12 protein-coding genes are annotated in these 12836 nt (G+C 42.5%); 3 read left to right on the top strand and 9 right to left on the bottom strand.

All coding sequences use genetic code 11. From position 1 onward, the window contains the following. Positions 1 to 124: 124 nt before the first annotated feature. From AC1RFD_RS04635 to AC1RFD_RS04610, 6 genes are all read right to left on the bottom strand, one after another. Positions 125 to 1084 (bottom strand): hypothetical protein, encoded by a 960-nt coding sequence (locus AC1RFD_RS04635; RefSeq protein WP_288580696.1) that lies wholly within the window; start codon positions 1082 to 1084, stop codon positions 125 to 127. A 71-nt stretch (positions 1085 to 1155) separates the two neighbouring features. After that, positions 1156 to 2838 carry a methyl-accepting chemotaxis protein gene (locus AC1RFD_RS04630; RefSeq protein ID WP_288580693.1) on the bottom strand — a complete coding sequence of 561 codons (1683 nt, stop codon included), beginning with the start codon at positions 2836 to 2838 and terminating at the stop codon, positions 1156 to 1158. 162 nt (positions 2839 to 3000) lie between these two features. Then, positions 3001 to 3444 carry a hypothetical protein gene (locus AC1RFD_RS04625; RefSeq protein ID WP_103117948.1) on the bottom strand — a complete coding sequence of 148 codons (444 nt, stop codon included), beginning with the start codon at positions 3442 to 3444 and terminating at the stop codon, positions 3001 to 3003. 63 nt (positions 3445 to 3507) lie between these two features. Beyond that, entirely contained in the window at positions 3508 to 5064 is a 1557-nt protein-coding gene (locus AC1RFD_RS04620) for a YndJ family protein (RefSeq protein WP_421926679.1), read from the bottom strand. Further along, positions 5033 to 5644 carry a DUF4166 domain-containing protein gene (locus tag AC1RFD_RS04615; RefSeq protein WP_421926677.1) on the bottom strand — a complete coding sequence of 204 codons (612 nt, stop codon included), beginning with the start codon at positions 5642 to 5644 and terminating at the stop codon, positions 5033 to 5035. The genes AC1RFD_RS04620 and AC1RFD_RS04615 overlap by 32 nt, the downstream gene beginning before the upstream one ends. 5 nt (positions 5645 to 5649) lie before the next feature. Continuing rightward, complete coding sequence (locus tag AC1RFD_RS04610) at positions 5650 to 6543, bottom strand: DoxX-like family protein (RefSeq protein WP_115673723.1); 894 nt, start codon at positions 6541 to 6543, stop codon at positions 5650 to 5652. A 105-nt stretch (positions 6544 to 6648) separates the two neighbouring features. On the opposite strand from AC1RFD_RS04610, the gene AC1RFD_RS04605 reads away from it, so the two are divergent. From AC1RFD_RS04605 to AC1RFD_RS04595, 3 genes are read left to right on the top strand one after another with little or no spacing between them, the layout of a single operon-like run. Further along, positions 6649 to 7263, top strand: coding sequence for a sigma-70 family RNA polymerase sigma factor (locus AC1RFD_RS04605; protein ID WP_310794740.1), 615 nt, complete (start codon positions 6649 to 6651; stop codon positions 7261 to 7263). Between the two features lie 52 nt (positions 7264 to 7315). Next, complete coding sequence (locus AC1RFD_RS04600) at positions 7316 to 8044, top strand: ABC transporter ATP-binding protein (RefSeq protein ID WP_376748000.1); 729 nt, start codon at positions 7316 to 7318, stop codon at positions 8042 to 8044. Continuing rightward, positions 8044 to 10518 carry an ABC transporter permease gene (locus tag AC1RFD_RS04595; RefSeq protein WP_492474553.1) on the top strand — a complete coding sequence of 825 codons (2475 nt, stop codon included), beginning with the start codon at positions 8044 to 8046 and terminating at the stop codon, positions 10516 to 10518. Before AC1RFD_RS04600 ends, AC1RFD_RS04595 begins: the two co-directional genes overlap by 1 nt. 124 nt (positions 10519 to 10642) lie before the next feature. Here the strand turns inward: AC1RFD_RS04595 and AC1RFD_RS04590 are convergent, their stop codons facing one another. The 3 genes from AC1RFD_RS04590 to AC1RFD_RS04580 form a co-directional block, all read right to left on the bottom strand. Beyond that, entirely contained in the window at positions 10643 to 11374 is a 732-nt protein-coding gene (locus AC1RFD_RS04590) for an alpha/beta hydrolase (protein ID WP_054548755.1), read from the bottom strand. Positions 11375 to 11406: 32 nt separating this feature from the next. Next, positions 11407 to 11931, bottom strand: a complete 525-nt coding sequence (locus tag AC1RFD_RS04585) for a tubby C-terminal domain-like protein (protein WP_054548756.1) — start codon at positions 11929 to 11931, stop codon at positions 11407 to 11409. A 135-nt stretch (positions 11932 to 12066) separates the two neighbouring features. After that, positions 12067 to 12783, bottom strand: coding sequence for a toast rack family protein (locus tag AC1RFD_RS04580; RefSeq protein ID WP_054548757.1), 717 nt, complete (start codon positions 12781 to 12783; stop codon positions 12067 to 12069). Positions 12784 to 12836 lie beyond the last annotated feature (53 nt).

The following is a 12836-nucleotide window of genomic DNA, read 5'->3' as shown; positions in this document are numbered from 1 at the left end:
GTAAAATTGCTGGAATATGCAGGTGTTTATTTGGAATGTTTGACGGTTTAATGAAAGTGGGGAAAAATGAAAAAACCACCAACAACCGAATTCCCTCGGTTATTGCTGGTTTTTTTCATTTACATTATTTCTTGCGTTTCACAAATACAATAACAAAAATAGCGGCTAGTGCTGCTAGGATAGCGATCATCCAAACTGTGTTTGAGTTGGATGCTGTGTCATCTGCTGCGGCTGCTTGTTGCTCTTCTCTTGGTGTAGCGTTCGAAGACTCCATTTCTTTGGCATCCTCTTTCACCACTTGTGCAGTGCTAATTTGCACATATTGTAGTGTTGCTTCATTCGAGCCGGATGCTTCATGCTCGTGGCTGTCGCCATGGCCTTCTGCATGATCCCCGTGGCTTTCCTCTTGCCCACCGTCATGACCATGATGGTGATCCGCTGCTGTTGTAAAAATAGAACGTTCTAGCTGTTGCCCTACCCAGCTTTTGGCATCTGTTGAATCGGCAAAGATGCGAGGGTGTCCTGACAGCATGTATGTTTTACCGTCGATGATGATTCCTGTTTGGTCACCTGTGACAACGTCTTCAATCGTACCCGTTGGTCCTTCTGCAAAGCCGCCCATCTGAATAAGCGTATGTCCGCCCATATCAAATGTAAGGTGCTCTGTTAAGAATGCAATGTACTCTTCTTTCGTCATGGTTGCGTCAGGATTGGCTAGCTCAAGTTTATGATGAAAAAGTGCTGTATTTATTTCCTTGTACGTAATATCTCCCTCTAGCGAAGATACGTAATCCTCTTTTTGAGCTGCTTGTGCTAGCTCATCCACTGTTGCTCCCTCAAGGCCGAAAAAGCCACCTACCCAGCCTGCAAAGTCCTTGCGTGAAAGATTGTCTGTTGGGTTTAAGGCCATATCTTTGCCATTGTACCCAAGAAGCCCAATACTGTGTAGTACCATAATGTCCTGAATATTGGCGGCTGTTTCAGGGACATCTGTGAATAGTGTACTTTTATCCATCGTATGGGCGTAGGCAACGGGTGCCATGAATAAAGTACTCATCAATAATAAAAGTAAATATTTTCTCAAAATGATTCCACCTTCCAATGCCTTAGTATACAGATGAAATGTGAGGGAAGTTTGAAATCCACAGGTATTTTCTATAGCTTAAATTGACGAATCAGGGCATTTAGTTGTTCAGCCATTTCTGCTAAATGCTCGGCACTATGTTTAATTTCAGCCATGGAGCTTGCAGTTTGCTCAATGGTAGCCGATGTTTCCTGAATGCCTGCCGCTGATTGTTCGGAGACAGCAGCAATTTCATCGACTGCTTTATTAATCGTGACAGTATTGTGAACAACTTCAGCTAGCTCCACTGACATACCTTCAATGCCTGTCGCAATGGCCTCAATAGCATCCGCAATTCGATTGAATGTTGTATTGGTTGCGGCCATTTGTGTTGTGCCCTTTTCGACTTCCTCATAGCCTTGCTCTAGCGAGGAGGTTACTGTATCGGAATTATCCTGAATTTTTCTGACAATCGCTGTAATATCATCGACGGAGAAGGCGACCTGTTCGGCTAATGTTCGAACCTCGTCGGCCACCACGGCAAAGCCTTTCCCCTGTTCCCCAGCTCTAGCTGCTTCAATCGCTGCGTTCAATGCGAGTAAATTAGTTTGGGCAGCAATCGTTTGAATGACCGCTACAAGCTTAGAAATCTCCTGTGTTTGCTTACTTAAGCCATTTACCTGATTCACCGCGTCCTTCACTGTATGCTGGATGGCTTCCATTTGTTTTGTGGAAGTGGTCATTAAGCTTCTACCTTCTTGTGTTAAAGCCTTCACACTCTGCGAATACTGTTGAACATCTTTACTGCAGTGATGAACCGTAGTAACTTTGCTAGTAAAATCATTCATGGCGGAAGCGACATCAGAGGCATGATCTGCCTGTAATTCTGTCCCACTTGCCATTTCTGTAACCGTATGAACAATTTGCTCTGTCCCCATTTTGACCTCAGAAGTCGACTGAAGAAGCTCCTCACTATGTGCCGCTACATCATTGGACACCGTTTGAATGTGCTTTAATAGACGATTTAAAATATCTGACATCGTATTGGTCGCTTCCATCAGTTGCCCTACTTCATCCTTCGATTGAACCTTCAAAGGCGGCTCACTTAAATCGCCATTGGTCATTTGTTGCATACGCTTGGTTAACGTCACGATTGGTCTTGAAATACCACGAGCACTTAATAGCTCAATTATCACTGCTAGAAGAACAATCACAATACCTACGATAATGGCGATTCGCTGTTTCTGCTCTCCAGCAGCAATACTGTCCGTCCCTACCTCATTAATGGCTAGCTTCCGTTGCGCCACTAAGTCTTCGTAGCCTTCACGAATGGTCGTAGCTGTGTCATCCATTTTTGTGAGGTTTTGGGTAGCTAGCTCGGTGTTCCCTTGATCATATACCGCAAATACCTCTTGCTCAATATAACGGTTCCATTCCTTAGACATTTCCGCAAATTGTCCGAATTCGCCTGAGGAAGATAATGCTGACCGCTTTTCTTCATTGCTTAGTTCCTTTGCAACATTATCCTGAAATATCTCTTTATACTTTTCTCTCCCAGAAAGCACATAGCCTCTAGCTGCCGCTATTCTTAAATCAATGGACTGTGCCTGCTCGTAATCGATGATTAATAGTTGTAATTCTTGCTGTACAATTTGCTCTGTCGCATCATTGCTTTGCTTGATGGCAAAGTAATTGTAAACAATGTATCCTATCATGATTGCAATCACAATGCTAAAGGAAAAAACAATGCGTCTACTGATTGTTTTGAACTTCATTTGCAAAAACCCCTTATTTTCCTAATCTATTCCATCCTTAAAAATCTACCATTTAATTAGGACGATTAGCGGTTTTAGGAATTTTTGCTATATTTCCAGAAATAACTTGGTCAATATAATGTTTTTTATAGCATCTTTTATCGCACGCCTATAGTACTATCCTTAATCCCAGCCATTGAACATTACATCGCCAATGGTTTGACTATTAAAATAAGAGACGTATTTCCATTCTGTAGCAGATAGGCTATGGAACGCCTCATCCTTTGTTAGTAATGTTGTAAGTGTCTCCGCTTCCAAGCATTTTCGCATAGGAAAATATTTATGCAGGTGAGGCTTGGATAAAAAGGTAAAGCTATTCACCTCCTGCTTGGCAAATGCGATGTACGGCATCAAACGATGATGAAGAATCGTCAGTGTTTCTCCATCGATTTCAATCACTGCCTGCATATAGACAAAGGGCGCTTGATCAATAAATTGCCTTACTTTCGCTCGTTGTTCGCTTGTCACTAAATGGTACACCATCGACTGAAACATGCGCATGTCCTGCTCAATTAAATGCGCTGCATCGAAACCAGAAATTCCTTTTGTTAAACGCAAGCCTTCCATCACTCCTTGTTATTTGTCTCTATAATAGGACCTTCTCGTTCGGTTGAGGAAATTCCTGCCAATCTATGCATTTCTTTTAATATGATAATCAATTTGTAGGAATGGAATACCAAATAACGTCATCTGATGGCGTGCTGACAATGTCTTGTCATCTACCGCAGAAATTTGAAAATGCTCCTGTAGGGGTAGCCTCATCACATTTTTTCCTATCGCCAAATAAATTCCTGCATCTCCATCATGACGACTTGTTAGGTGTAGCTGACCATTTTCTTCATAGGCATACAAAATGCCAACCATTGTTGAGAACGGGAGTGGTAAGGCGATATTCATATAGGTCGTTTCGTCACTTGTGTGCTTCGAATAAATCGCGACAAAAACGGTTTGCAAATGAATTGTCCGAATCCATGCACGTGGAGACGGACGGCTATCTCGTGCAGAATCGACCTGAACAATGCTACCCGTCATCTCAACTTGCTTACTGGAAAAGGGTAAATTGAGCTGTTGGAGCAAACGGCTCATTCCTTGATACAGAAAGGCAAAAGGTCGAAACCAAGCCTTCCATTGCACCGTCGAAAGCAGCCGATAGGTCGTCGTATACTCATAAAAATGTGGAATGACAGGCGGTAGCTTTGTAGTATCGACAAAATCCTGTAAGGCATCGACCAAGCCAGGGTGTGGTATATTCTCATGATGTAGCTTCCCACGAATTTGGCTTACAGGGAACTCAAACGGACGCTGTGTTGTTGGGGGGACAGCCATTAGCCAGGCGATGACCCCTATCCCCCCAAAGAAAACACCATTGATCACACCATGGAATTGAAGCATTTCTGGAATGCCGATGGAAACGTTTCCGCTGACACGACTGTAAACATACAGACAAGATCCAAGAATCGTCAGACAGAGCGCTCCATAGGAAGTCCTCAGCAATAGCCCCTGTCCAAACGGAAGCTTTGTTTTGAGCGCTACGAAAAACAAGCCGTAAATGGCGAAAATATAAAGAGCGACGGCGATGATTTCGATGAGAATGGAAAAGGCAATACCTACCGCAACAAGGATTGGTCCTGCCAGCAACATCATCACCATCACACGGTAGCCGCTACTATCATGTAATCGACCTAAAAGCCCGACTGAAATGGGTAATAAACAAGCCGAATAATGAAAGTGAATGGCCGTTAACCACGTTATTAATGGTGAAAAACCAGTATCCATGTTGGTGACATAGGCGAAAAACCACAGACCACCGAGGGCTAGGTAGAAAAGCCCCATGTCGATAGCAAACTCCGCAATATTCGTAAAACCTCGTTGTAAAAATCTTTTCACGCCTTGCATGGCGATATAGAAGGTATACAGTACATACATGCCTGCCAAAACATTAGCCAAAACGCCATCCGTCGACCAATGCAGCAGTGTAACGGCTAGCATCATCCCCAAAATAATGGCTGTGCCGACTTTCTGAACATCCACAACCATTGATACCATGGTGGGAACGAAAACTAGTTGAGCAACGGTTAGTAACCATAAGTAATTGGGTTGCCCACTAAGCACAAAGCACATCACCGTGAACAAAATCCCTAGTAAAAAAATGAAATTACTTCGATTGTTGCGTAAATTCACCAGCATACATCATGAGCCTCCCTATGAATGGATTATGGATGGAGACATGAATGGTAAAGACATTTTGCGATTCATCAAAGCCTTCCTCTACAATGACTCGACCCTCTAACAGTCTAGGCATCGGGCATTCGAAACGCGAGAGGACAAAGCGCTGCTTACCTGAACGAATGACCAATGTCCCCGCTCGCGTCACCGTAAAGTGCAAATCGGAATAAAAAAGAGCGGGTGTGCCTAAATAATCTTTCACAATTTTGTGGATTGGATCAATGGTCATCCTTGCATCAAAATGCCTTGTTTTCTGCGGGAAATAAAAGGTGCGCTCCCATAGTACCTCTAGTTCCCCACTTGGCAGGGCTCTGCATGTATTCGAAATAGTAAAGGGGATATCCTCCCCTGACTCTGGGAACAGAAATCGCGTTTTCGCAGCCAGTGTATAGAAGGGACACATCCATTTAGCACCAGATTTTATTTGATGCATCACGCCCTTAGCAAAAAATGATTCATCAATTGGTAACGCATAACGCTGTTGTAGCATCGGATGAAGTCTTGCAAAATCATCCCCTAATAATGTTTGATAGATCGTCATCCTTGTTATCCTCGCTTTCTTTTACAACTTTTAGCACTCGGTACATCCTTACTTAAGCTAAATCCGACAATCGACAACACCCATAAAGCACTATTAAAGGTAAGTGGATTAAAGGGTGCTTGTACACTTGTCGGGTCCGCAACAATAGCAGCTATCGTCAAGAGCGGAAAAACGATGATTTGCATGCCAAAGAGCCAGCGTTTTCCTCGCGGGTAAAGCCAACAAAAAGCAAAGAGAATTTCCGCAACCCCTATCCACATAACTAGCTGATCTGCATGGTTTAGTAATGAAGCGGTCATCTTTAATTCCTGCGGATGCAAATGGATGATCTTCGGTACAAGACCATGATAGAACCAGACAAAGCAAAAGAATAGACACAGAAGCATCGTTAAAAAGAATCGACTATACTGTGCGGTAGGATTTTCTCCTTTTTCTAGCCATCTTTTTAAAACGTCAAAGCTGAGTGCCGTCGCCCACCCCATTAATGGACGAAAAAATAAATCAAAGAATACGCCAAGCTTGCCATAGCGTGTATCATAATCATATTGGGTCAGAAATGTCAGCCCCTGTTGATGCGGGATATATTGCCAATAGCCTTTTCCCTCCGCTATGGGTGAGCGCTTTTGAGGCGTACCAAAATGCAGTGAGGATGTTCGCGTGCCATTTTCTTTATGATGCTCCCCCTTGCTTTCTCCCCAGCCGCTTACCTGTAAGCCTGCCATTACCTTCGTTTCATAGGTAAAACGCTGTGGCTCCTCGGGTGCTTTTTTCGGAATATATGTAATCGATGTAAAACGTAAATCCCATTGCTCATGCAGATGAGGATTTTGTGTATAATCCCATGCTTTCTCTATAGGAGCCTGAATGTCTATCTCGACATAAATAGGCTTTCTGCTCATAAACTCACTCCTTTTTTTGATGAAGCCACTATCATTATAGCAGTAAATTGATAACCTTCTATTAAATGGGTATGCTTATGACGTTTCTCAATAAAAATAAAAAACTTGAATCGAAATGATGACTTGCTGAGTCTAATGGTTGAAAAGGAGGCGATTTTCATTACGAGCACCCAACAAACTCTTGTAGCCTTAGCCCAACAAGGTGATGAGCAGGCGTTTTATCAGCTCATTGAGCAGGAGCAGCATAAGCTTTACCGAATGGCCTATGTCTACGTACAAAATGAAAACGACGCCGTAGAAGTTTTTCAGCAAACCATTATTCGAGCCTATGAGGGGCTACCGCAATTAAAGGAGCCTCACTATTTTGCCACTTGGCTTACCCGCATTATGATAAATTGCTGTAAAACCTATATTGCGAAGAAAAAAACAGTTATGCCTGTTGAACCACAAACTTTCGAGGATTTAACAAGCGCATCTCCTACATACATCGAAGAAGAGCTGGATTTATGGCAGGCTCTTTGCCAGCTCGAGGAAAAGTACAAAACGGTGTTATTGCTACGATTTTATCAAGATTACTCTGTCAAGGATATTGCGGCGATTTTGCAATGCCCTGAAGGTACCGTGAAAACACATATTCGCCGTGGCTTGCATGCATTACGACAACAATTAAAGGGGGCATATCTCGATGAGTGGGTTCAATCCGCTGAAAGAAGTCATTAATGCAATACCCATCCCTGAAGGACGTTTAACAGAGGTGCTACGTGTTGAAGGGATGTCCAAAATTTATCAGCAAAAGCATCATACTGTGAATGCCTTGAAAAATATCCATTGCACCATTTATCAAGGAGAAATGGTGGCGATTATGGGGACAAGCGGCTCTGGTAAAAGTACTCTTCTGAATATGATCAGTGCAATCGATGAGCCAACAGATGGAGCATTATTTTTATTTGGCAAGGAAGCGCAGGCTATTTATCAAGAGCCAAAAGCATCGCAATTTCGAAAAGAAAATATCGGCTTTATCTTCCAATCCTTTCATCTGCTAAAGGATTTAACCGTCGAGGATAATATTGCACTTCCCCTTATTTTAAATGATATTCCTAGCAAGGAGATTAAGGTGCGTGTGCAGCACATGATGGAAACCTTAAACATCGCTGCTTGGGCAAAGCATCGACCACATGAGCTTTCTGGTGGACAGAAGCAACGTGTCGCCATTGCGCGAGCGATTATTGCCAATCCTCCTATTTTACTGGCAGATGAGCCAACGGGGGCTTTGGATGTTCATACAACAGATGAAATTTTAGAACTGCTTGTTGCTCTGCAAAAAAAGAACCAGCAAACGATATTACTTGTCACACATGACCCCTATGTGGCTACCTATGCCAATCGGGTATTGTTCTTCCATGATGGGGCGATTGTGGATTCCTATCAAAACCGGCAAAATGAAGAGGATTTAGATTGTATTCTAATGAAATTCAAGGAAATAACGAGGGAGGATCGCTAATGTTTACGATGCGCAATATTGCCCTCAAGCTTTTTCGTGCCGCTTGGGCAAATGTCCTAACGAGTATTAGTATTATTACGATCTCGATTTGCCTGGTGATGACGATGACCGTCTACATTTGGAATGCGAATAGCCAGATGAAGGCAGACATCCAAGCGTTGTATGGGGAAATGGATTTAATGGTTGGTTATAATCCCGATCAGCAAAAATTGTTGACGACAAATCAAATAGAGGAGCTTTCTACTCTAGCCGGTGTCACACAAGTGTCCCGCTTATCGATAGCTCATACAATCGTTGAACATGAAAAGTACACCGCATTTTATACCGTTGGCGTCGAAAATGATGACCTTGTGAAAAGTCGCTACCATTTTGCGGTCAATCTTGGACCGAACGATGCCATTCTTTCGGAAAATGTTGCCCGTCTTTTCAACAAACGAGTTGGGGACTCCATTCATATTCAATCAAAGGATTTTATCGTGCAAGAAATTTTACCGACGATGAAAGGCACTGACAGCCCTAATATCATCCTCTTAGCGAATGACGTAGTTAAGGCATGGATGAACAACAGTCAGCCACAAACGGCAGGCATATTTGCGCTCATTAAAACTGATGAGGGGCGTGCCAAGGCAGTAGGCGCAGAAATCAAACAACTGGATGAAACATTACGTGTTGATGTTATGAGTGATTACGATGTCATTAAAAGAAATTTACAGAGCTTAATGGTTTTTATGATTGTACTATCCGTTTTTATTTTACTCATTTCAAGTGTCCTATTGCTGTCCACATTCCAGCTATTATTTTATAAAATTAAAGAGCAGCTCATGATTTTACGGGCTCTCGGGGCATCCGCGAAACAGGTTGGACGTATAGTCAAGCTCCAACTATCACTGATTATTAGCTTTGGCGTTACACTTGGAACAACGCTGAGCCTTGTGATAATAAAAAGCTGGCTACCACAATTAATTAGCTTTTTGCATTTACCCGAAGCTAAAACAGAGCTTCCTATTGTGTTTATTCTTTTAATTGCCCTTTCCAGCTTCATCATTCTTCAAGTGATGACAAAATGGCAAGTAGCGAAAAGCTCTCGACTACTGCCATTACAAATCGCGACAGATAATGAAAATTTAGAGCTGCGTTGGACAAAATGGAAAACAATTATTGTCAGTATTGTAGGTGTGTCAGCTACCTTCTTCTTTTTACAAGCCTATTTAGCTGGGACAGGAAGCGATCAAGGTGCCCTGTTTATATTACTCGGAACACTACTTGTATGTGGGATTTTACTGTTACTAATCCCCTATCTATTTACAGCCATCCTTCATCTGGCTTTAAAGCCGATTCGAAGGGTACTTGGCAAGGAAGCCTATTTAGCATGCCAGCAGCTCATGCCACAAGTACGCAAAAATATGCCCGTGGTGCTCAGCATGATAGGATTAATGGTTATTTTAACCTTTGGAAGTTCATTAATGAAAACCTTACAACACAATGACCTTGCCTACACAGAATCACAATACGAAACAGCCATAAAAATCAATAATGAATTAAATGATCCAACTATCACGCCTGCAATGATAGAGGAAATAGAAGCATTGCCAAGCGTACAGTACGCGTATACACAAAGTAATAATGCGTATATTGCTCTACAACTCGGCGATGAATGGCTACCAGAGAACTATACAACCATTGATATTAAGAAATTTATGCAATTAAAGAAGTTGCCTCAAATTGAGGAAGGAAATTTGCAAAATGGCCTTGTCGTGACAAAGGGCTTTGCCGAGCGTTATCATTTGGCAGTGGGTGATCGTGTAACGATGGGTACCTATGATTTTACTGCCCGGCAGGATATGCCTACTGGTGAGTTACAAATTATAGGAATTACTGATACACCTATTCACCGTGCTGATTTAATCGTTGATTGGTCATCATTCCTCACGGCACAGGATCACCCAATTATCGAAGACATTATGGTCGAAACATCCCACCCAGAGCAGACATTGGCGGAGCTGTCATTCTTGGAAGAGCGCTGGCCAGCCCTGAAGTTGACAGATAAAGCGACCATATTAGCACAATCCAATGTAATGTTCTTCCAACGGTGGAGCCTATTTGTTGGCGTCTTTGTTATTTTAATAGCTGCCACGGGTCTTGGTGTCCTCCAAACATTACTGCATACCATTTATACAAAACGCAGTGACTATGCCATCCAACGATTAATTGGTCTGTCACCAAATGGGCTGATGAAGCTCATACTGACACAAGTCCTATCGTTTGTCCTTTATGGTCTCACGGTCGGGACATTTCTAGGGTTCGTCTTAACGAGGATGCTAGGCTTCATTGATGATGGCTCGCCGATGTCCTATGACTTTCTAACATTGGGCCTCACAAGTCTCGCCTTCCTAGGGTCAACACTCATTGTCTTTACCCTCCAAGGCTACTGGATGAGCAGACAAAAATTAGCGAATGAGATCTTGGAAATATAAGTAAAACAGCCCCTCTATGGATAGAGGTGGCTGTTTTTTTAGAAGCGGGGCTCTCTCTTGAATGAGCGCTTTTACCCCTCTTTGGAGCGGAGCACCCTCACTCATTTTATAAATGAAATTCTCCCTAAATTTGAAGAAATTCTATCATTTCCTTTATGATAGCCTCTTGATCTCGTCCTAATGTCATGAGATGCTTAGAATTTCCAAAGCCTTTCTTCTGCTTTCTAGATGAATGAACGTGCTGATAGATCGTTTCAGCACTTTGCGTGTATAAGGCATCGTCTTTTTCACCATAGTAGATAGCGATAGGAATGATAATTCTATCAAGCTGTTCCATCGTTGCTTGGATAAATGTTTGGAATACGTTCATTGCATGTAATGGCATGTTCTCAAATGGCTCCATTTCCTGAGCGATTTGAAGTGGTGGCTTGCCCTCTATTGTTTTGTAATTATGGGCATAGTCAATAATCCTTTGTTTTAATTGCTCTGGCTCCTTATCAAACGGCACAGATAAGACAATGATTTGCTCGAGCCTTTCTAATTGAGCAAGCTTCAACGCGAAAATTCCCCCGATGGATAGACCGATGACCGAAATCTTTTGATAGCCTTCATCCAATAAAAATTGATGAGCATTCACTACATCCTGCCACCAGTCGTCTACCTGATAGTGTAATAACTGTTCTGGATGAGTGCCATGTCCACGATACAGCGGCGCATAGCAAGTATAGCCTTGGTTATGTAATGCAGTGGCTACTGTCTTCATATCTCTTGTATGACTTGTAAAGGAATGTAAAAGCAATAGGGCATGCTCATTTCCCTGTAAATAAATCTCTTTTGCTGGTAATATGTTTAGCATTTCATCAAGCCCTTTCTTCCATCTTCCTTTATTTAAGCCCCAACAAACAGCACTGCCTGTCCGATGGCAATAAAAAAGGCTTCCTGCTGAATGGGACTGCTGTCTTCAATTTGTAGTGTAATGTCAAAATGCGTCTCGCAGAAAGTCGCTTGCCAGCGTGCGATAGGCTGTTCATTCACAGTAAAAACAGACCAGTCCTCCATTTCTTTGTTGAGCTTGATCTGCTGTTCGCCATCGGTAATAACTAAATCAGGAATCATAATTTGCCAGCCATCATAGGCAATCATATAGTCTTTACCTGTTACCAAATCCTTGCCACGGAAATGCACGCGCCCGCGACGGGATACTTTTTTACATGTAAAAAGCGGCTGATCATTGCGATCGTGAACATCAAAACGAACGAAATAACGATAGTCCATCGTTTTATCGAATGCTTTTTTTAGTGCATTAGAATACACGCGTTGAACGGTGGATGATACCTCCCCCGCTTCATTTAAAATAGTAACGGTGTCTGTTGACTCGATGGCCGCTGGTTGCTTGTATGTATAGGTCTTCATCTATTCGCTCCTTTGAAACATTGCTTTCTTAAAACTACCATAAAATAAGCGTCAAATACAAAGGATGTATTTGACGCTCCTATTATGGTTATTGAGGTGCAGGTATTCTTTCAATCAAGTAGCCTACTCCATTTTCTATCGATCTAACTTAAAGGTAATTTCCCCGATGCCCAATTCCGAATTGACCTCTAGCAAGACATCCGCCTTGTCGTAAGCTTCGTTGACATAGACACCATTCCCTTTTGATATAAGGCCCTCCACATTAGACGAGCCAATGCCTTTTTCTGTCGTTAATTTCACGCCAACCTTTGAAGGTAAAATAACTGTTGTTTGACCGACACCTGTTTCAATAGTCGTTGTAAAGCTCTTTTTCCAGTCGCCACCTAGATTAACCGTTAGATCACCGACACCCGCTTCAATATCGAGCTTTTCCAGCTGAAGACCCTGTAAATCAAGATTGGCAAGAGAGGCACCCGTTTCCACATTCAGATCTATGGGGATGCTGTCGTTCAGTTGAATCGCCCATGTGTTTTTAATATTGGAGAGCCCCAGCCTTGTTGAGCCCTTATGCTTGATTTCCACTTCTCCTGTATCGCCATGTAGATCATAGTCTACCTGAGGGGCTAGCTTTTTTACATTATATTCTGCGTTGCCCTCAACCCATTCCTTTGCACCACTCGATACATTCATTTCGCCAACACCTAAATCAATGTCTACCTCTAATGCTTTCGCTTTATCCTTTTCCACCAAAATGGCTTCCTCTCGCATTTTATTTGGAATAAAGGAAAAGCACCCTGATAATACCAATGCTGACGTGCCTATCACGACACCTAAACCCACTAATTTTTTCACTATTATTTCCTCCCACCGTATAATCTACCAATAATTTCATTATATAGAAGGGA

Source organism: Lysinibacillus sp. GW823-FHT02G10 (genome assembly GCF_058797135.1).
Note: the sequence above shows the minus strand (reverse complement) of the source record. Positions and strands in the feature narration are given on the sequence as shown.

Bases quoted from the DNA above. Each gene is read 5' to 3' on its own strand.
- AC1RFD_RS04590 (WP_054548755.1), bottom strand. From the start codon at position 11,374: ATGCTAAACATATTACCAGCAAAAGAGATTTATTTACAGGGAAATGAG.
- AC1RFD_RS04620 (WP_421926679.1), bottom strand. From the start codon at position 5,064: ATGCTGGTGAATTTACGCAACAATCGAAGTAATTTCATTTTTTTACTA.
- AC1RFD_RS04615 (WP_421926677.1), bottom strand. From the start codon at position 5,644: ATGACGATCTATCAAACATTATTAGGGGATGATTTTGCAAGACTTCAT.
- AC1RFD_RS04610 (WP_115673723.1), bottom strand. From the start codon at position 6,543: ATGAGCAGAAAGCCTATTTATGTCGAGATAGACATTCAGGCTCCTATA.
- AC1RFD_RS04585 (WP_054548756.1), bottom strand. From the start codon at position 11,931: ATGAAGACCTATACATACAAGCAACCAGCGGCCATCGAGTCAACAGAC.
- AC1RFD_RS04600 (WP_376748000.1), top strand. From the start codon at position 7,316: ATGTCCAAAATTTATCAGCAAAAGCATCATACTGTGAATGCCTTGAAA.
- AC1RFD_RS04630 (WP_288580693.1), bottom strand. From the start codon at position 2,838: ATGAAGTTCAAAACAATCAGTAGACGCATTGTTTTTTCCTTTAGCATT.
- AC1RFD_RS04625 (WP_103117948.1), bottom strand. From the start codon at position 3,444: ATGGAAGGCTTGCGTTTAACAAAAGGAATTTCTGGTTTCGATGCAGCG.
- AC1RFD_RS04595 (WP_492474553.1), top strand. From the start codon at position 8,044: ATGTTTACGATGCGCAATATTGCCCTCAAGCTTTTTCGTGCCGCTTGG.